The organism is Corynebacterium accolens, assembly GCF_023520795.1.
In the GTDB taxonomy this organism is placed as follows: domain Bacteria; phylum Actinomycetota; class Actinomycetes; order Mycobacteriales; family Mycobacteriaceae; genus Corynebacterium; species Corynebacterium accolens.
Window position 1 is genome coordinate 1,594,028 of sequence record NZ_CP046605.1, and the last position, 19,879, is coordinate 1,613,906.

At 59.7% G+C, this 19,879-nt stretch carries 13 protein-coding genes; 1 reads left to right on the plus strand and 12 read right to left on the minus strand.

Annotated features, from left to right (window positions below):
- Positions 1 to 56 precede the first annotated feature (56 nt).
- The gene (gene rpsP / locus CACC_RS07645; protein ID WP_005278628.1) at positions 57 to 557 is read right to left on the minus strand and encodes a 30S ribosomal protein S16; all 501 of its coding nucleotides are present in this window, start codon (positions 555 to 557) and stop codon (positions 57 to 59) included.
- Between the two features lie 357 nt (positions 558 to 914).
- Between rpsP and CACC_RS07650 the strand changes: the two genes are divergently transcribed.
- Positions 915 to 3,182: an acyltransferase family protein gene (locus tag CACC_RS07650; RefSeq protein ID WP_005278625.1), complete on the plus strand. Its 2,268-nt coding sequence runs from the start codon at positions 915 to 917 to the stop codon at positions 3,180 to 3,182.
- Positions 3,183 to 3,264: 82 nt separating this feature from the next.
- Here the strand turns inward: CACC_RS07650 and ffh are convergent, their stop codons facing one another.
- From ffh to smc, 11 genes are all read right to left on the minus strand, one after another.
- Positions 3,265 to 4,905 (minus strand): signal recognition particle protein, encoded by a 1,641-nt coding sequence (gene ffh, locus CACC_RS07655; RefSeq protein ID WP_005278622.1) that lies wholly within the window; start codon positions 4,903 to 4,905, stop codon positions 3,265 to 3,267.
- Between the two features lie 51 nt (positions 4,906 to 4,956).
- Entirely contained in the window at positions 4,957 to 7,089 is a 2,133-nt protein-coding gene (locus CACC_RS07660; protein WP_005278620.1) for a [protein-PII] uridylyltransferase, read from the minus strand.
- 6 nt (positions 7,090 to 7,095) lie between these two features.
- Positions 7,096 to 7,434 carry a P-II family nitrogen regulator gene (locus CACC_RS07665; RefSeq protein ID WP_005278617.1) on the minus strand — a complete coding sequence of 113 codons (339 nt, stop codon included), beginning with the start codon at positions 7,432 to 7,434 and terminating at the stop codon, positions 7,096 to 7,098.
- A 230-nt stretch (positions 7,435 to 7,664) separates the two neighbouring features.
- Positions 7,665 to 8,033, minus strand: a complete 369-nt coding sequence (locus CACC_RS07670) for a Na+/H+ antiporter subunit G (RefSeq protein ID WP_005278614.1) — start codon at positions 8,031 to 8,033, stop codon at positions 7,665 to 7,667.
- A 3-nt stretch (positions 8,034 to 8,036) separates the two neighbouring features.
- Positions 8,037 to 8,327: a cation:proton antiporter gene (locus tag CACC_RS07675; RefSeq protein WP_005278611.1), complete on the minus strand. Its 291-nt coding sequence runs from the start codon at positions 8,325 to 8,327 to the stop codon at positions 8,037 to 8,039.
- Positions 8,324 to 8,857: a monovalent cation/H+ antiporter subunit E gene (locus tag CACC_RS07680; RefSeq protein WP_005278609.1), complete on the minus strand. Its 534-nt coding sequence runs from the start codon at positions 8,855 to 8,857 to the stop codon at positions 8,324 to 8,326. The genes CACC_RS07675 and CACC_RS07680 overlap by 4 nt, the downstream gene beginning before the upstream one ends.
- Positions 8,858 to 10,399: a monovalent cation/H+ antiporter subunit D family protein gene (locus CACC_RS07685; protein ID WP_005278607.1), complete on the minus strand. Its 1,542-nt coding sequence runs from the start codon at positions 10,397 to 10,399 to the stop codon at positions 8,858 to 8,860. It abuts the gene before it with no gap.
- Positions 10,399 to 10,875: a sodium:proton antiporter gene (locus CACC_RS07690; protein WP_005278605.1), complete on the minus strand. Its 477-nt coding sequence runs from the start codon at positions 10,873 to 10,875 to the stop codon at positions 10,399 to 10,401. The genes CACC_RS07685 and CACC_RS07690 overlap by 1 nt, the downstream gene beginning before the upstream one ends.
- Positions 10,875 to 13,856, minus strand: coding sequence for a DUF4040 family protein (locus CACC_RS07695; RefSeq protein WP_005278601.1), 2,982 nt, complete (start codon positions 13,854 to 13,856; stop codon positions 10,875 to 10,877). The genes CACC_RS07690 and CACC_RS07695 overlap by 1 nt, the downstream gene beginning before the upstream one ends.
- Positions 13,857 to 14,105: 249 nt before the next feature.
- A complete protein-coding gene (ftsY, locus tag CACC_RS07700; RefSeq protein WP_005278599.1) occupies positions 14,106 to 16,244 on the minus strand; it encodes a signal recognition particle-docking protein FtsY in 2,139 nt (712 codons plus the stop codon).
- Positions 16,245 to 16,298: 54 nt separating this feature from the next.
- A complete protein-coding gene (smc, locus tag CACC_RS07705) occupies positions 16,299 to 19,829 on the minus strand; it encodes a chromosome segregation protein SMC (protein WP_005278597.1) in 3,531 nt (1,176 codons plus the stop codon).
- Between the last annotated feature and the right edge of the window lie 50 nt (positions 19,830 to 19,879).

The window sequence follows — 19,879 nt, forward strand, 5'->3', positions numbered from 1 at the left end:
TGAAAGTTTATGCAAGCGCCCTCTTATTGGTAGAGGGCGCTAGAAACCCGAGCAGATTACTCTGCGGACTCCTCAGAAGCTTCTGCTTCAGCGTCTGCCTCGCCGGCAGCAGCAGCGGCAGCCTCAGCTGCAGCAGCCTCTTCAGCTTCCTTCTTCTTCTTTGCTTCTTCCTTGGCCTTCTTCTTTTCGGTGATGGCCTCGATGGTTGGGCCGTTATTAGCCTCAGCCAATGCCTCGTTGAAGAGGTCCAGCTTGGACTTCTTCTCCTCAGCAACCTTCAGGGTGCCCTCTGCGCCCGGCAGGCCCTTGTGCTTCTGCCAGTCACCGGTGACCTTCAGCAGCGCCAAGACCGGCTCGGTGGGCTGTGCACCAACGGACAACCAGCGCTGTGCGCGCTCGGAGTCGATCTTGATGAGGGAAGGCTCTTCCTTCGGGTGGTAGATGCCAATGTTCTCGATGACCTTGCCGCTGCGGCGGGTACGAGCATCAGCGATAACTACGCGGTATTCAGCGGCGCGGATCTTACCTACGCGCTGCAGTTTAATTTTGACAGCCATGATGGCTCCTTTTCTAGTCACTGGGCAGTTCAGACACGCGCCTTTTAGCGCGCCGGTTCAACCCTTGGATTTTATCTGCGCGTGACGTACCGGCCGACCGTAGACGGGAACGGTGTTACGCAGAATGAAACGTCTCATTATCAGCAGCAATTCGCACCGCTGCGATAACCTGAACCATTTTAGCGTGTGCAGGCAGTATTTTAAAATCTCCGCTTCCCTACGCTTAGCCTGGGCTCGTTATGCTTCCGAGACCTTTAAAGAGTACCCTTATGAGCCGAATGTAATCCTTTGACCCTGAAGGCTTAAAAGTACGCCGCGTTTGTGCCTCCCATGGACAAGCGCACGAAATGACGTTTTATGACAACAGATTCCCCACGCAACTTTCGATATCGCTATGACCTCGACGGTCTGCGCGGTATCGCAATTGGCCTCGTAGTTATCTACCACGTCTTTGTCGGTCGTGTCTCTGGCGGCGTGGATGTCTTCTTACTGCTTTCCGGTTACTTCTTCTTAGGCTCGCAGCTGCGCTATGCCGGCAAGCCCAACGCATCTTTGAACCCCTGGTGGCCAATCTGGCGCACGTTGCGCCGCTTGGTGCCAAGCCTCGTTTTAGTCATCGGTGTGACGTATATCTTGGTGCGCCTTTTCACCCCGCAGCTCATGCGCACTGAATTTACCCAGCAAATCACGGCAACCATGCTGTACTACCAGAACTGGGAGTTGGCGCGCCAAAACGCCGACTACACGGCGGCCGCCGCCGATACTTCCCCGCTGCAGCATATGTGGTCGATGTCCGTGCAGGGCCAGTTCTACCTGATGGGTATCGCCTTCGCCCTCATCCTGGCCGCGATAATGAAGCTGCGCCCGCAGGAGTCCTCGCTGCGTACCAGCCGCTTCCCCACGGTCAACCAGATTGCCGGTCCCATTCTCATCGTGGTGACCATCGCTTCCTTTGCCTATGCCTCGCGCCATGGGCTGCACGGAACGCCGGAGAACTACTACTCCACGTGGTCGCGCGCCTGGGAGCTGACCCTCGGCGCGGTACTTGCTATTTACGGCTCCGCCTGGAAGATTCCGGCCCGTTTTTATGACCTATTTACCGGCCTCGGCCTTTTCATGTTGGTCTTTACCGGCGCCATCATCGCAGAGACCACCGCCTATCCAGGTCCGCTATCGCTATTGCCTCTGGGCGGCGCCGTGCTCATCATCTTGGGCGGTGGCGGCAAGATCTCCAAGGCCATGGCTTCTGGAAAGGCGCGTTGGCTAGGCGATGTCGCCTATCCGCTATACCTCTGGCACTGGCCGCTGCTCATTTTGTCCACCTCGTACTTGGGTCAGCAGACCCCGTCGTGGTGGCTGGGCATCATTATCATTGCCATCTCCCTGCTGCTTGCCGATGCCACGCACCGCTTCATCGAGCGCCCCTTGCGCCAGCACCGCAAGCGCCCCTTGGCAGAGGACCTTCCAGCCCACAAGGCAATCTCCGGCCTGTCCACCCGTGCCGGGGCCGGTCGGGCCATCGGCGGTGTCGTGGTCGCCAGCTGTGTCACCGCACTGCTTCTCATTCAGCCGCTGTGGCTGCGCACGCTGAATATCGCCGATGCGGAGATTCTCAACCCCAAGCAATATCCGGGCGCCACCACGTTCATTAATGACATCACTCCACCAGATGGCGTAGAGATCAAACCTGATCCCATCGTGGCCGGGGGCATCCAGCCGCCGGTCGCCGCAAACTGGTGCTTTGTTCCCGATAGCCAGCCCGCCGATTTCTTCTTTGAAACGCGCAGGGACGGCAAGACGCCGTGCATTTTCGGCGATACCAATTCCGAAAAAGAAGTCTATTTGGTGGGAGGATCCCACGCGGAGCAATACTCCTCCGCCCTCGACCACTTGGGCCGCGAGATGGGCTTTAAGCTCGTCCCCCTCCTGCGCCAAGGCTGCCCAATCGAGCTTGGCGATGACGTCACGGTCAGCCCCGAGTGCGCCGAGTGGGGCGAGCTGGTCATGGACCGCATTGCCGAGGCCCACCCAGCGCTGGTTATTTCCAATACCACCCGCCCGCAAAACGAATATGGGCATGGCCCCGATGCGGTGCCCGCCGGTTACCAAGCCTTCTGGGAAGAACTATCCAAGCGCGATATCCCCTTCCTGGGCTTCCGCGATAACCCGTGGGGATTCGATGAAGACGGGGAGCCGCGCGAATTCGATGAGTGCTACGTAGCCAACGAGGATGCTGTGGGCTGTGGCATGCGATTCGAGCAGGTCTACCAACCTTATGATCCAGGTGCTGTAGTCCTATCGCAGTATGAGAACATGCTGTCCCTCGATACCGCGCCGTGGTTCTGCGACGCCAATGGCGATTGCCCGGTGGTCATTGGCAACACCATGGTCTACCGCGATATGCACCACATCACCAATGCCTTCGCGGATTCCGCGATACCGATGATCCGAGAAGCCCTTACGCCCTTCTTGAACGGCGAAAAGGTCCAGCAAGAGGCGCCAGAAATCTCCCCCGAAGAGGCGGAGGCAGCGTTAGAGGAATCGCCGGCTGCCCCCACCACCGGTGGCACGCGGCGCGCCAACCCAGTGCCGTATCCCAATACCCCGGAAAACGATCCGGTGTAAACGCTCCCCCGCGATGGCACGCACAAAGGTGGCCCATTACCTGCGAAGTAATGGGCCACCTTTTATTTATGACTCTGCGCGGCTACTTCTTGCCCTTGCCAAAGTTGAGGTTATCGAGGTCGATATTCTCCATGCCTTTCGGCATCTTGGGCATGCCGGGGATCTTTCCACCGCCAAGGCCACCGGCACCGCCGGCACCACCCATCTGCTGCTGCAGCTGCTGTAGCTCTTCCATCGATGGCATACCGCCGCCCATGCCCGGCATACCGCCCGGCATCTTGGGGCCGCGGTTGCCACCGCCGCCCTTGCCCTTCTTGCGCTTGCCGTTTTTGCCCTTGCGGCCCTTGGGCTTCTTCTTGGTGGCAGAGCGACCGCCACCGCCCATGCCAAATTGGCCGGCCATCTTGGACATCATCTTCTTGGCCTGGTTGAAGCGCTCGATGAGCTGGTTGACCTCGGACACGCTCACACCGGAACCATTGGCGATGCGCTTGCGGCGCGACGCGTTCAAAATCTTGGGATTCTCGCGTTCTTCTGGAGTCATACCGCGGATGATCGCCTGGATGCGGTCCAGCTGCTTTTCATCCACCATCGCGGCCATCTCATTCATCTGCTTGCCGCCAGGCATCATCTTCAGCAGGTTGCCAATCGGACCCATCTTGCGGATCATGAGCATCTGATCAAGGAAGTCATTCAGCGTCAGCTCGCCAGAGCCCAGCTTAGAGGCTGCTTCCTCGGCCTTCTGGTGATCCAAGGTGGCTTCCGCCTGCTCAATCAGGGAGAGCAGGTCACCCATGCCCAGGATGCGGCTGGACATGCGCTCTGGGTGGAAGACATCGAAATCATCGAGCTTCTCACCGGTAGAGGCATACAAAATCGGTTTGCCGGTCACCTCACGAATGGACAGCGCTGCACCACCGCGGGCGTCACCATCCAGCTTCGTGAGAACCACGCCGGTAAAGTCCACGCCATCGCGGAAGGCCTCCGCCGTTTGCACGGCGTCCTGACCAATCATGGAGTCGATGACGAAGAGGACTTCATCCGGGTTGACGGCATCGCGGATATTGCGCGCCTGCGTCATCAGGGTTTCATCGATGCCCAGCCGGCCGGCGGTATCGATGATGACCACATCGTGCTGCTTCTGCTTTGCCTCAGCAATACCGCGCTTGGCGACGTCCACCGGGTCCCCGTGCGAGGTACCCATCTCGTGGTCATTGGAATCCAGGGAGGTACCTGGGTCCGGGGCGAAGGTCGGGACCTCCGCGCGCTCGCCGACGATCTGCAGCTGCTGCACAGCGCCTGGGCGCTGCAAGTCACAGGCCACGAGCATGGGGGTGTGCCCCTGCTTCGTGAGGTGCTTGGCCAATTTACCGGCCAGGGTGGTTTTACCAGCACCCTGCAGACCGGCCAGCATGATGACGGTCGGAGGATTCTTGGCCAGGTTCAACCGGCGGGTTTCGCCGCCAAGGATCTCAATGAGTTCCTCATTGACGATCTTGACCACCTGTTGGGCGGGGTTGAGCGCCTCAGAGACTTCCGCGCCGCGGGCGCGTTCCTTGATGCGCTTGATAAACCCGCGCACCACCGTCAGAGAAACGTCAGCTTCCAGCAATGCCAATCGAATCTCACGAGTCGTGGCGTTGATATCCGCCTCAGTTAATTTGCCCTTGCCGCGCAGGCCCGCCAGGGCTGACTGTAGGCGGTCTGATAGTGAGTCAAACACTACGGATGCGCTCCCTTAAATTAGATCGATCTAAAGTTCAATTATTCAATCTTAGTCCCTAGCCAGGGCCCTGGTCACATTCCCCACCACCTGGGCGCGAGAAACCGAAGCGCCAAAGAAAACGTGCACAATCATCGTGGCACCCAGGATCTCATGGCGCAGCCACATAAACTCCGGCAATGACTCCACCAAATAACCCAATGCACCTATTCTCTCCACGGTGCGAATCTCTAAGATTCCGCCCACGTTAAACGCCGCCGTCGTGGGCTCACCTACGATATCGGGAAGCTCTGTGTACGTACGCGAATTATAGGACTGGATAAACCTATCCGGTTCCGCGGCCTCTGTGAGCGTCTTTTGCACGGTACGGATGACAAACTCCGCCTGATAGCTACCAGCATCACCTTGTACGAAATTGGCCCGCACAATCGTCCACCCCAAGGCGGAAATCAGCGCAAAAATGCGCTTAAACTCTGCCTTATTGGCGCCGGACCAAGTCACTGTGACCACTTCCTCCTGCCAATCAACCGCAAGCCCTACTCCATGCTCGTCCTGCGGAACGCGAACTAAAGGGCGGGTGACTATGCGAGGCTTATTCGCTTCCAAAGCGCGAGCGACGATAAGGGCCTGCGCCTGTGCGGTGCGAGCAGACCACACGCCAGGGCCCGTCGATAAGGCATCCGCCTTGGATAAGGTCGCAAGCAGCGAAATGGTCAATTGGTCATAATGGCAGGCGTTTAATAGGGCATCGCGCGCGGCATCCGAGCGCGGATCCATCGTCGCCGCCAATCGCGCCAGGCTCGTATGCTCTGCCACCACGGTTTGCACGCGAGATATATCTGCAAGATTAAACCGCATGCGCGCGGCCTGCCGCGCCACCAGCTCTGCCCCTACCTGCTCGTGCGGGCGGTCATGGCCCTTGCCCAAATCGTGGTACAACGCAGCCAAGAGGAGGAGATCTGGGCGGGCCACCGAGGTCCGCACCTCAGCGCAGCGCGTGACGGTGGCGACGAGGTGGTAGTCCACTGAATGCATGTGGCTGCGTTCTCTGGGCAGTAATCCGCGCACATGGCCCCATTCGGGGACTAAACGCTCCCACAGCCCATAGCGATCCAATTCTGCAATCACCCGTGGGGTATGGGCCGGCGAGGACAAGATGGCGAAAAAGTCATCGACGGCCGCCCGCGGCCATCGCTCCGGCAGGGGCGGCAGCTCTTGCAGTGCTCGCCACGTCGCCGCCGAGACGGAATAGCCCGTCCGCGCCGCGGCCGCCGCAACGCGGGTCAATAACCATGGATCTTCACAATTGGGTGTGCGGGCCAGGGAGATAACGGCGCCATCGGCCACGACGTCCACGTCGAGGGGACGTCGCACGCGGTCTCGCCCCTGCGCCGGACCAGCGCTGCGGCTACCCAAAACGCCGCGGGCTGTGGCCAAGCTACGCTCTACCGCCTCGTCGACCGCAGAGGCCGCAGTAACCAACGCCGCGGTGAGCTCATAGCGGCTGCTAAAGCCCAATTCATCAGCAACATCTGCGGCAAAGTCCGGATCCAAAATATCGCGGTGGCGGCGAGCCTTGACGTGCAGCAGGGTCCGGGCATCGAGTAGCAGCCGCCGCTCTTCCTCCAGCGCGGGCAGATCACATAGGTTGCCCAGGGCTAAAGCGCGCAGGAGCTGAATATCGCGCAATCCCCCACGCCCGTTTTTTAAGTCTGGGTTGGTCATGGTGGCGACGGCGCCGGAGCGGTTCCACCGGGCAATGGCGATATCCACGAAGCTATCAAAGCCCCGCTGCAGCTGCCGCCGCCACGCGTGCAGGAGGCGCTGACGGGCGTCATCGACAAGCGGCTTATCGCCTGCGATATACGTCAGATCCAATTGAGCGAAGCCAGCCGAGGCATCCTGCAGGGCAATCTCCGCGCACTCCTGCGGGGTACGCAGGGCAAAGTCCAACCGATACTTGGCATCCCACACCGGGTACCACAATTTTTCTACCTGGCTGGGGTCTGGCTCGTGGTCCTCCGGGAAAATCAGGATGACATCAATATCGGAATAGGGAGTCATCTCCTGCCGGGCCACAGAGCCGGTTGCTGCTAGCGCCGTGTGCGGCGGCAGGTCCAAACCCTGGAGTATGCGCACCGCCGCTGCATAAGCCTCGCTGCGAAGAGCGGATGCTGCCACCATGTGTGCTTAAAGGGCGGTCTCGCCGCGCTCCCCGGTGCGGATGCGGATGACGTCTTCTACCGGGGTAATCCAAATCTTGCCATCGCCAATCTTGCCGGTATAAGCGGCATCCACGATGGCATCAATGAGGTCTTCCACTTGGTCATCAGCGGTCAAAACCTCCAGCTTCACCTTGGGCACAAAGTCCGTGGCGTACTCGGCACCGCGGTAAACCTCGCTGTGCCCGCTCTGCTGCCCAAAGCCCTGGCTTTCGGTCACGGTCAGGCCGTGCACATCCTGCTGTTTTAATGCCTCCCGGATATCCGGCAGAGTAAACGGCTTCACAATGGCGGTAATAAGTTTCATTTAATCCTCCTGAAGAAAAGTAAAATTCAGCGGCCAAACCTGGCGCGGATATGCTGCGTTCCAGTCTAGCCCCGCCCAACTTCCGAATGTGCCCGAATTAAGGTGGCAATCGGCAAGTTACGGCTGGCTCCCCGCTGCGCTAAGCACTACGGCAGCGCAAAAGAAGCGCGGGCCGCACCCCCTCCTTGGAGAAGGTACGCACCCGCGTTACTCATGAGGAAAGAATAACCCTAGATTTCGTCTTCATCTGCATAGACGGTCTGGATTTTCTCATTATTGTGTTTGGCGTGCTTGACGTCAGTAACCGCAACGCCATAGATGGAACGGCCCAGGTAGAACGAGCCCACCGAGCCGATAATCCACACGCCGAAGCAGGCGATGAGGCCTTTGATAAGAAGGCCCAAAGAAAAGCCATCTTGGCCAAAATCCACCACGAGCTTGGCGACGATAATAAGCGGCACCGCCAAACCCACGGTCGGGCCCATCAGGTTGGCACGGGTCAAGGCATCCGGCGCGCGCCACAAGGAGACCACGGTTGCCACCACGAGGATGGTGGCGACAATAAGCAAGATCGAAGCAATAATCTCGTAAACAGCCATGACTTATCGCCGACCTTTCGAAATAATGCGTGCCATAGACAAGGTCGGCAAAATACCGGCCGCGATGGCGCCAATCAGGGCAATGTCATAGGCCAAGGGGGCATTGTTGATCATTGACCAGCCGAGGTACATGCAGATCATGCCGTAAAAGACGATGTCTGACATCACCGCGCGGGTGAGTTCATCGCGGGTGCGCAGCGCTAATAGCACCCCGCACCAAGCGGCCCCGCCCATGATGAACACGCACACTAGTACAACCCAACCGAATGGGGACAATGTTGCAAAATCAATCATCGGTCGGTCTCCTTCCTGCGTTGAATTTTCCGGGCGAGGTGCTTGGGCTTTTCGACGTCCGCCTGGCTCTCCGAAAGCGGAGTGTCCTCCGCCCGCGCGAGATCCGGCGAGCGCATATAGCGGCCCAGGGTATCCAAGGGGAATTCGTAGAAAGCCTCATCAAGCTCCGTAGTATCCCCTTGCCCAGGAACGCCATAGTCGATGCTCTTAACGCGCGGTGCCAAATGCTCTTCCATATCGGCCAAGTCAGCCACAATCGCCGCAGGATCGGAACCCTGCACCGCCTGTACTAGCACGATGCGGGGCAAGCCCTTCCGCGGAGGTTCGCGGAGTCCCAAGGACAGCGTGCCAGGGGTTGCGGTAATGGAAGAGGTGAACCAGAAAATCTCCCAGGCGCTGGTAACGCGCAGTGGATACCGGATGATCACCGGGTGGTATTCGTTATCGGGCTTAAATGCTGACATCGCCAGGGTGAACCCAGCAACGAAAATCTCCTTGATGAGCCAGAGTGCATAAGCTACGGCATGCATTTATCGGCCCTCCTGAATGTCATCGATATTAGGTAGTGCGGCTGAATCATCGCCCAAGATGGTGTCAGTATAAGCCGTCGTGTCCAGCAGTTGCTCGGCTGCGGTTTCCACCGCATCAATAACCACGCCGGAGAAAATGAACATGCCCAGCGAGACCAAGATGAGCGCTGCGGAAGGCGCCATCAGCTTCTTGCGGATGATGAGCTCATCTGGAACCTTGTCCGAGGGCAAATCGTGTCCCCAGAAGGCTTCGCGCCAGACGCGCAACATCGCCAAGAATGCGGCGAAGGAAGCGATGATGATGGCGGCAATCGCAATCCAGGCCCAAGCGCCGCCGTTGCGGGCGACCTCGAAAACGATCATGAGCTTGCCCCACATGCCGGAGAATGGCGGGAAGCCCACCACGGAGAAGGCACCGGCGGCAAAAATCCAGGCGATGATGGTATCGCGGCGCGCGAGGCCGGATAGCTTGGTCAAATCACCCGTGCCGTAGGTCTCTTCGATAGCACCGGATGCCAGGATCAACGAGCCAACGGTCACCATGTGGTGAATCGTGTACATGATACCGGCGGCCAGGGCGCGGCTCGGATCCTCCGAAGTAAAGGCCAGCATCACCAAGATGAACGGCATGCCGTTGAGCATCTGGTAACCCAGCACGCGGCGAATCGTCTTTTCGGTCAGACCACCAAAGGCACCGATCATCATCGAGATCAGCATGAGGACGATGATAAGGACGTTCCACCGCTGCTCAAGATCGAAAAGCTGCACGTACAGCCGGTAGAGCATGTAGACGGCGACCTTCGTGTGCAGGCCGGAGAAAAGGCCCATCACCGCGGCCGACGTGCCTGGATAGGTACGCGGTAGCCAAGACTGCACCGGGAAGACACCGGCCTTGGCGGTAATCGCAATAAGGATAATGCCCGCGGCGACGGTGACCGGGCCGTTGCCGGCAGCGGCCCCCTGCAGGGCAGCCAGGTTAACCGAGCCGGTGACGGAATAGATATAACCGACACCAACCACCAGCAGCGTGGAGGCAAAAAGGTTAACGAGGACGAACGCGCGTCCTGCCGCCAAGCGCGACCACGTGCCCGACATGGTGATAAGGCCGTACGACGGCAGCAGCATGACCTCAATGAACACGAAGAAGTTAAAGAGGTCAGCGGTCAGCAGCGCACCGCACACACCAGTAATAAGGATCAGGGTGAGCGACGGATAGTAACGAGATTTCGTCTCCCCGCCCACGATGGCGAACCAGTTAGCACCAAAGGCCACGATCATCGTGGTGATGATCATCAGCGCGGAGAAGGCGTCCGCAACGAGCGGAATACCCACATTGCCTACGTAGAGGCCCACGGTATGCGCCACTACCCCATTGTTCATGGTGTAGATCAACAGTCCCAGGCCGGCGAAGACACCGACCCCGGGAATGATGAGCATGATCGCATCGCGGACGGCGCGCCACGGCGCCAGCAAGGCAAGAGCCGCGGCAATGAGCGGAATGCCCGGGAAAAGTGGAAGAAGTTGGGCTACAACATCAGCCATTATTTTTCATCCTCCTTCTTCCTATTTACCCCGCGCTCAGCCACGGGAGTGTCGTGGTCTACCCGGCCAATGCGATCGAGCTCATTCGCGGATTCTTCCAAAATCGCACGGTTCTGGGCATCGCGGCCCAAGGTAGAAAATGCGTGATCGATGGTGTTGTCATCGACGGGTTCCACCACATCGGTGTCATCGTTTTTACCCATCGCGGCCATGGTCAACAAGATGGTCGAGGTTGCCATGGAGATAACAACGGCCGTCAGAACGAATGCCTGCGGTAGCGGATCGGCCATTTGATCGTGGGGTACCTCTGAGGGAAAGGCTTCGCCTCGGTAGGAGTACACGCCAGTGGCCAACAAGGTCAGGTTGGCACCGTGGCCGAATGCCATCATGCCCAACACAATGCGGACCAAGCCGCGTTGCTGAATGAGATAGACGGCGCCACCGATGAGGATGGCGATAGTTAACGCGAGAATCATTACTTCTCCCCTCCTCGGTTGGCGTTAGAACGGCGACGTTGCTTTGTCTTTGTCTTTGCCTCTTTGGGGCTCAGCAAAGCGAGCGGATCCGTCGACGGGTTGATTGGGTCTGGATACGGATCGTCCGCATCCTCAACGGCGATGCGCGGCGTGGCCGGCAGGGCCGAGTCATCGTCATGAATCCACGGCAGGAAGTCCCGCTCGGTACCTGGCCTGAGGTAGCCGCCCAAGGCGTTGATGGCCATCGTGAGCATGCCCAACACGGCCAGGTAAATACCGAGGTCGAAGATGAGGGACGTCGTCCAGTGCTGGCCAAAGGCTTCACCGTGCAGGGCGGTGAGGAAACCACCATTGCCAAAGCCGTCGTGCCAGTAGCCAATAAAGCCTGCCAATAGCGCCGTTATGATGCCAATTCCGGTGAGGTGAACTGGGGTCATCCGGCCGAAGACAATTTCATCGGAGCCGCGGGACAGGTAGGTCAAGCCAATAGCCGCACCCATGATGAGCGCCGCTGGGAATCCACCGCCGGAGGAATTGTGCCCGCGGAAGAACACGATGACGGACATGATGATGAGCAAAGGAATGACAATATTGATTCCCTTGCGCAGCGGCACGGAGTTCAGCTGCGACTGACCGAATGGCGCCGGGCGCGTACCCGAGCTGAACGGGAAGCGCGGCAGCGTCGTGGTAATGGCTGCGATAACGACGGCGGCCATGCCCAACACGGACAGCTCGCCCAAAGTATCGAGTGCACGGAATTCCACGATGATGGTGGCCACGACGTTATCGCCACCCGTGATATCCGGTGCCTCGTCGAGGTACCACAGCGCCAAGTCCGAACGTTCGTGGCGGCCCATCAGGCCCCACACGCCGAGGAAGGCAGCGATACCGGCCAACACGGCGATAACGATGGAGCCTACCCTGCGGGATTTATCAGTAACCGGCTGGAAGGTCTCCGGCAGGTAACGCAGCACCATCATCATGACGACCACGGACAGGGCTTCCACCATGAACTGGGTAAGTGCCACGTCCGGTGCACCCAAGAGGAACATCTGCAAGGTAACGCCGGTACCTGCGATGCCGATCATGACGGCGCCGGTGAGGCGGTTCTTGGTACGAACCAGCCCGAATACGGACAAGGCAATGATGCCCAACGGCAGCAGGTCCCACGGGTTATCGAGACCATCGACGCGCGGTTGCAGCGGTACGCCGTCGACGCCCTCACCAAACAAGGTAGTACCGGCGAGGACGATAATCACGATGACAATCGGCAGGATGTGCCGGGACGGGTTGTGGGAATCGGACATCTTGCCCAATACCTGGCCGAGCTTGGCGCAGCCATCCTGCAGGCTTTGCAGGAGCTCGTTGCCGCTGCGCGGCATGAAGTTCCGGCCCTCGAAAGCCGGCCACATCTTCTTGCGGGCAAAGAGACCAGCGATACCGGCCACCAGCACGAGAATCGAGATGATGAATGGCACGTTGATTCCATGCCATACCGCAAGGTGAGAATGCGTTTCCATGCCCACAGCGGCAATGGCATGCTCCAAAGGCTCATCGAAAATACCCAGGACGAAGACGAGCGGGAGGGACATAAAGCCCGGTAGCGCAGCAGGAAGCCACAGGGCAACTGGGGCTTCGTGGACATCGTCCATAGAGCGCGGCCCATCGAAGAATGCACCGAAGACGATCTTTGCCGAGTAGGTGAAGGTAAAGAACGCACCGATACCTGCCACGGCAAGCAAGATTGCTTGGCCTGCGCCGCCAATGGGGGCATCCTCGAAGGCGGTAAGCATGCCTTCCTTGGACACGAAGCCCAGCAGCGGAGGAACCGCAGCCATGGAGGCGGCGCCGATGACGACAGAGCCAAACGTCCACGGCATCTTATTCCACAGCGGGCCAAGGCGACGGATATCGCGCGAACCCGCTTCATGGTCAATGACACCGATGAGCATGAACAGCGAGGACTTAAAGAGCGCGTGTGCCAGGGTGTGCACCAGTGCTGCCCCAATAGCAAACGGGGTACCGACACCGATGGTGGCCACAATCCAACCCAGGTGAGACACGGTGGAATAAGCGGTCAGCTTCTTCAGGTCCGTCTTTTGCACCGCGAATACCGCGGACATAACAGCCGTGCCCATACCGACGACGATGAGCACCCAGTTCCATACCGCGACATCGTAGAAGACCGTGGAGAAGCGAATGAGCAGGTAAATACCCGCCTTGACCACGGCTGCGGCGTGCAGGAACGCCGAGACAGGCGTAGCGGCGGCCATGGCTTCTGGGAGCCAGAAGTGGAATGGGAATTGAGCGGACTTGGTAAAAGCAGAAGCCGCGATGAGCACGGCAACGCTCGCGGTCACGCCGGGGCGCTCATCCCATACCGAGGATGCGAGGATCTCAGAAATGGTGGTCGAACCGGTGGTCACTGCGGCGATGCCCAATGCCGTCAATAGCGTAAGGCCACCGATGAACGTCAGGATTAAGGTGCGCTGTGAACCCGCCTCTCCCCCGGAGCCAGAACGCGCAATGAGCATGAAGGAAGCCAAGGAGACAAGCTCCCAGGCGAGGAATAGGACAACAACGTCATTGGCCAGAACCAGCAACAAGATGGACAGCGTAAACGCCGTCATCAATGTATAAAAGCTCGTATTTCCCTCATTTTTCGGGAGATACGCTGCCGAGTAGGTCAACACGACAGCGCCAATGACAAGAGCCAACATGGCGAAGAAGATGCTCAATGCATCTCCACGCAGAGCGAAATTTACATCAACCCCCGGTGCAATAAAATCGCGTACCCAGGTGGCTTGGAAACTGAGTTCCTCCCCCGCTGCAATGGCAGAAAAATCCTTAGCAATGAGCACCGCTGCGATGAGAAAGAGGACGGCTAATGGATAGCCCGCCTGTCGGTCCATGACCTTTACGGTCACCGGTGCCAAGATCACTGCCAATGCTGCGAGGAGGACAGCAAAAAGTAGCGTCACGAAATACTTGCCTCACGAACCTTGGTCTTGGAATGGTGCGAATTTCGCACCGAATCACTAAATACAGCCCTACCAGATTACCATTGCTCACCAGCTCAATGCAGATCACAGCAATCCACGGCTCCCCATGCTCGCAGGACATACCTGCAAGGCACATAGGCGCGAAAAACTCCCCAGCACCCGCGACTACTTCATTTTATGAGCAGCCAGGTACTGGGGAGTTATCTAAAACGGTTGAGGGAGAAGACCCTATTTCTCACCTAACAAGGCATCGACGAATCCTTCAACTTCGAATGGCGCAAGGTCATCGGCGCCCTCACCCAAGCCCACAAGCTTGACTGGAACGCCCAATTCCTCTTGCACTTGGAAGACGATGCCGCCCTTCGCCGTGCCATCCAGCTTGGTGAGCACCACGCCGGAAATATCCACGACCTCGCGGAAAATGCGAGCCTGTGCCAGGCCGTTTTGGCCCACCGTGGCATCGAGAACCAAGAGGACCTCATCAACCTCGGTCTTCTTTTCTACGACGCGCTTGACCTTGCCCAGCTGATCCATCAGGTCCGTCGAGGTGTGCAGGCGGCCGGCCGTATCGACCAAGACGACATCGACCTGCTGTTCCACACCGGTGGCCACGGCATCAAAGGCCACGGAGGCTGGGTCTGCGCCTTCCTTGCCACGCACGGTTTCGGCGCCCACGCGGCGTCCCCACGTTTCTAGCTGGTCTGCAGCCGCAGCACGGAAGGTATCTGCCGCACCCAACAGGACGCTGTGGTCCATCGATACGAGGACGCGGGCGAGCTTACCGGTGGTGGTGGTCTTACCGGTGCCGTTGACACCCACGACCATGACAATGGCGGGCTTTCCGTCATTGGGCATCGCGCGAATGGAGCGATCCATTTCTGGGTGGCAGGCCTCGATGAGGCATTCACGCAGCATCGCACGCGCCTCTTCCTCGCTCGACACGCCACGCTCAGCGATCTTGTCACGCAAAGAATCGGTGACCTTCATCGTGGACTTGGTGCCCAGATCCGCCATGATGAGGGTATCTTCGATTTCCTCCCAAGCGTCTTCGTCCAGATCACCTGCGGAAAGAATTCCCATCAGCCCCTGGCCGATGGCGTTCTGGGAACGAGAGAGGCGACCGCGCAGCCGGCCGAGACGGCCGCCTGCCGGAGCGATGTCTTCGGTGGGCTGGCCCGCCGCAGCAGGTTCGCCATCAGGCACAGGGGTTTGTTCTTTGGCTGCTTCTGCAGCATCCGTTTGTGCATCGGCGGCAGCCGCAGCTTCTTCGGCTTCCTCGCGGTTATCAACGCGTTCTTCGATGTGGTCAGCGTCTTTATCATCTACCACCGCATCGAAGACCGGCGATTCGTCTTCTACCTCGGCGGCCTCGACGGATACAACGTCTTCTGGGTCTTTTTCTTCATGGTCCGGCTCGCCGCGGTGCCGATCGTCTGTGCCTTCTGCTGCGGGTTTCTCGGCTGCAGCTGGGGCGGATTGCTCGCTGCCCTTTGCTTCTTTATCCTCTGCTTCCGCCTCACCGGAAGCAGGTGTGGAAGCCTGCGCGGAATCCGGCTTATCAGATTGGTCAGTTGCCTGATCTGCAGGTTCCTTATCCGCATCATCTGCGGCGGATTCCTGGCGGTCACCAGAGGCTGCAGAAGCGGCGGAGCCGACTCCCCCAGCTGCGGCCGCAGCGGCAGCGGCCGTACCGGCAGTGCCCTTACCTTCAGTCTTATCCGCCGCAGGCTTATCCGCGGCAGGCTTGGACTCCGCTTCCGAAGTGGAAGCAGACTCGGATTTGGACTCGGACTCAGCCTCATCGCCAGCGACGTCGGCTTTTCCTGTGTCCTTATCCTGGTTGGGTACGTCGCCGTCTTCTGCAGGTTTCTTGGATTCCGCGGGCTCTGCGGACTTCTTCGGCTGCTCGTCAGCTGCAGGTTCTTGGCGCTGCGGTTCTTCCTGCTTGGCCTCCTTTGTGGAGGCAGCGTCCTTATCCTTAGCCGGTTCAGGTCGCTTGGCCGCCGGTGGCTCTTCGCCGTTGAGCTGCGCATTGGCGATATCGGTGGCGCTCGGCTCCGATTGCTCCGATTTCTCCGAGGACTCCGGCTGCTGTTCCTGCTTAGCCTGCTGCGGTTGGGCCTGCTGCGGCTTTTCTTGGGCTACCTTCTCGGGTTCCTTGGAGCCCGCTGGGGCAAAGTTGAAGCCCGACTTAGCCTGGTAATTGCCGGACTTTTGCTCCTGCGTTAGCTGCTTGGGCTCTTCTTCCTTGGGTTTCTCAAAAGAAACCTTCTTGGATTCACCGCGCTTTTTGCCAATTGCAATAAAGACGACAATCAGCACAATGACAACGATTGCTATGCCGATCCATAACCATAAAGAATTCATGCCTCTATAGTGCCAGCCTTTCGGGCTTGCGGCACAAAAGGGAGGCGAAAACTTCTATTCCGTTGACTGCGGCGTACCACCTGAGTGCGGCGCATCAACCCCAAGCCGCATCGCATCCCGGCTTGCTTGCTCGGCTCCCGGCGCGAGCCCGGCTGGATTCATGCGCTGGGAGATGACCCGGGTGATGCCATCGCCGCGCATGGTTACGCCATAGAGGACATTGGCCACATCCATGGTGGGCTTTTGGTGCGTGATGACGATGAGCTGGGAATCCTTCCGCAATTCCTCAAATAGGGCGATGAGCCGGCGCAGGTTGACATCATCAAGCGCTGCCTCGACCTCATCCATAACGTAGAACGGGCTGGGGCGCGCGCGGAAGATCGCCACGAGCATGGCCAATGCGGTAAGGGATTTCTCGCCGCCGGAAAGCAGCGACAGGCGCTTGACCTTCTTGCCTGGCGGGCGGGCTTCGACCTCAATGCCGGTGGTGAGCATGTCTTCGGGCTCGGTAAGGATCAACCGGCCCTCCCCACCCGGGAAGAGGGTATTGAATACCTTGGGAAATTCGGCTTCCACATCCCGCCAGGCATCGGTAAATAGCTGCAGGATCTGCTTATCTACGTCCGAAATTACCCCGGCGAGGTCCTGACGGGCTTGGATGACGTCATCGAGCTGCGTGGACAGGTAGCTGTAGCGCTCTTCCAGCGCCTTATATTCTTCCAAGGCCAAGGGGTTGACCTTGCCCAAGGAGTTCAAATCCTTTTCTGCCTGCTGCAGCCGCGACTTTTCGGCGCTGCGGTCGAAATCTTCGCCCGGGGTGAAATCGCGCAAGAGGTCAGCGATGGCGATGCCCAGCTGTTCGCCGATCTTTTTCTCGGCTTCATCCAGGCGCACCTGTGCCTGCGAGCGGGCCAGTTCTGCTTCATGCGCCCGCGCGGTTAGCCGGTCGCTATTTTGGCGTGCGGCCGATACCGCCTGCTTGGCTTGCTGCAATTGGGAATTTAAGGAGTTGCGCTCGTGTACAAACTCATCGCGCTCGGAGGTGGCGCGGCTTAAAAGCTGGTTCGCCCGCGCGGCCAAATCCTGTGCGTGTCGCGCCACTGCCGATGCCAATTGCCCCTGCGCCTTGCGGCGAGCCATGGCCTGTTCATGGCGGGCCTTCGCCTGGCGTTCGTGTTGGGCCTGGCGCCGCAAGCTATCGGCCTTGCCGGCAACTTGGCCCACGCGCTCTTGCGCCGATCGGGCCGCGACTTGGGCCTCCATTTCCATGGACTTTACCTCTTCCAGCGCGGCCGAGGCGGCGTCCCTATCGGCGGACGAGGGCTCGTCTGGTTGATCGTCGGCGTCGACGCGGGCGAGCCTATCGCGGGCATCGGCAAGCTCCTGGTTGGCTTTCTGCAGCCGGATCTCGATCTCGGTGGCGCGCTGCGCGGACTTTTCCAGCTCCGCCTTATTGGCCTCGTACTGCTTTTCCAAGCGGCGGTGATCCCGCTTCCAGGCATCGGCTTCGGTATCGTGCTCCCGCAACGCGGCCTTGGCGGACGCGGCCGTCACGCGGGCATCCTCGGCGGCAATCTTTGCTCCTTCCAGGGTGCCAGAAAGCTCGTGCAGGGCTTGATTTGCCTGCTCTAGTTCCTCTTCGGCCTCCGCGATGCGGGCGGTGACCTCCACCGTGGATGAGGAACCGGTGCCGACCTCGACCCAGCCTTCACCGATGACAACCCCGGACGCGGTCACGGCGCGCAAGCGCGGATCGTCGGACACGAGGCGCCGGCCGTGGGCAATATCGGGGACGAGGACGACATCGGCAAGCAGCCTGTGCAATGCCGCCGAAACCTCAGGCTGTACCGTGACGTGATCCAGCAACCAGGAGGTCTGCGGCGGCAAATCGGCATCGACGCGCCACGAGCTTGCAGGCGCTGCCGCCGCCGCATCCAGCAGCGCTGAGCGCGGCCCCTTCTCCAAATCCGCAATCAAGCCCTCGGTCAACTGCCCCGCCTGCGCCTCCGCAAAGGTGCCCAACGCGGCCGCAACCGCCGATTCATAGGTGGTGGAAATATACGCGGCCAATGGCTGGAATTCTTCGCCCACCTCGACCGACTCGGGGATGGTCTGGGATAGCGTATCGATGCGGGACCGCAGCGTATAGACACTGCGCTCGCGCTCGCGCTGGGCATCGCGGAGCTGATCCAAGCGCTTATCGGCAGCACCGGACTCGCTGGCAGCCCGCGTATGCGCCTCCTCCAAAGGCTGGCGCTCCGCGGCATAATTATCCAGCTTCTGCGCTACCTCAGCAGCTTCTGCCTGCGCATTCTGGGTGCGGCGCTGCAGCGAAGCCACGGCCTCTTCCTGCCGCGCCAACTCCTCTTCCGCGCTGGCTACCTGCCCCGCCGCCTTTTCCTCGGCGGCAAAAAGGCGCACCACGCCCTCGCGGCGATCCGCAATGGCACGCACCTGTGCCATATGTTCGTGCTCGGCGGCCTCGAATGCTTGCCGACGCTCCGCCACTTCCTCCCGGATGCTTTCTAACCGCTCCGCAGCTTCTTCTGCCGCCACCAGGAGTTCCTCGTGCTCCTCGTCCGCGCGCGCTGCCTTGGCCTCTAAATCATCCGGATCCTGGCCGGCATAAGCGACCTGGGACCCGGCATTATCCGCCCGCTCCTCCGCGATGCGCTGGGTCGCCGCAATGCGCTCGGACAAGGTGGAGAGATCAAACCACAACTTCTGGGCGGATTCTGCCTGCGGATTGACCTCCTCTAGCTGGGTTTCCAGCTCCATTTGGTGCTCGGTCGCCTCTTCGAGCTGCGCCGTGGTCTCTTCCACCTGGGTGGATAGGGCCGTCGCGGTCTGCTCGGCAGCGGAAAGCTTCTGCCGCAGGCCGACGATGCGATCTCCGGCCAGGCGCAGGCGCGCATCGCGCACATCCGCCTGCACTGTTGCCGCGCGCTGGGCGGCTTCTGCCTGCCGCGCCAAGGGCTTGAGCTGTTTTCCCAGCTCATCGGTCAAATCCTGCAGGCGGTCCAAATTGGCCTGCATGCCCGTCAGCTTGCGCTGGGCCTTTTCTTTGCGGCGGCGGTGTTTGAGGACGCCTGCAGCCTCCTCGATATAGGAGCGGCGATCCTCGGGGCGCGATTCCAGGATTTCAGAAAGCTTGCCCTGCCCCACGATGATGTGCATTTCCCGGCCAATGCCGGAATCAGAAAGCAGCTCCTGGATATCCATCAACCGGGCCTTTGCCCCGTTGATTTCGTATTCGCTCGCGCCATCGCGGAACATACGGCGGGTAACGGATACCTCGGAGTACTCGATGGGCAGCGCACCATCGGCATTATCGATGGTGAGCGTGACCTCGGCCCTGCCCAATTGCTTGCGGTCGCCTGCCCCGGCGAAGATGACGTCTTGCATCTTGCCGCCGCGCAGGGTCTTCGCGCTGGCCTCTCCCATGACCCAGGCAAGGGCATCGACCACGTTGGATTTGCCGGAACCATTCGGGCCGACAACAGCACAGATGCCCGGCTCAAATTTGAGAGACGTCGCCGACGCGAATGACTTAAAGCCTTTGAGCGTCAGCGATTTCAGGTGCATTTGGGATAGTGTAGCAAGCCTTTAAGACACGAGCTGCAGCAAGCATTGGG

Excerpts from the sequence above, each read along its gene's own strand:
- CACC_RS07665 (WP_005278617.1), bottom strand. The coding sequence starts at position 7,434 with ATGAAACTTATTACCGCCATTGTGAAGCCGTTTACTCTGCCGGATATC.
- CACC_RS07690 (WP_005278605.1), bottom strand. The coding sequence starts at position 10,875 with ATGATTCTCGCGTTAACTATCGCCATCCTCATCGGTGGCGCCGTCTAT.
- CACC_RS07680 (WP_005278609.1), bottom strand. The coding sequence starts at position 8,857 with ATGCATGCCGTAGCTTATGCACTCTGGCTCATCAAGGAGATTTTCGTT.
- CACC_RS07650 (WP_005278625.1), top strand. The coding sequence starts at position 915 with ATGACAACAGATTCCCCACGCAACTTTCGATATCGCTATGACCTCGAC.
- rpsP (WP_005278628.1), bottom strand. The coding sequence starts at position 557 with ATGGCTGTCAAAATTAAACTGCAGCGCGTAGGTAAGATCCGCGCCGCT.
- CACC_RS07675 (WP_005278611.1), bottom strand. The coding sequence starts at position 8,327 with ATGATTGATTTTGCAACATTGTCCCCATTCGGTTGGGTTGTACTAGTG.
- ftsY (WP_005278599.1), bottom strand. The coding sequence starts at position 16,244 with ATGAATTCTTTATGGTTATGGATCGGCATAGCAATCGTTGTCATTGTG.
- CACC_RS07670 (WP_005278614.1), bottom strand. The coding sequence starts at position 8,033 with ATGGCTGTTTACGAGATTATTGCTTCGATCTTGCTTATTGTCGCCACC.
- CACC_RS07660 (WP_005278620.1), bottom strand. The coding sequence starts at position 7,089 with ATGGTGGCAGCATCCGCTCTTCGCAGCGAGGCTTATGCAGCGGCGGTG.
- CACC_RS07685 (WP_005278607.1), bottom strand. The coding sequence starts at position 10,399 with ATGGCTGATGTTGTAGCCCAACTTCTTCCACTTTTCCCGGGCATTCCG.
- smc (WP_005278597.1), bottom strand. The coding sequence starts at position 19,829 with ATGCACCTGAAATCGCTGACGCTCAAAGGCTTTAAGTCATTCGCGTCG.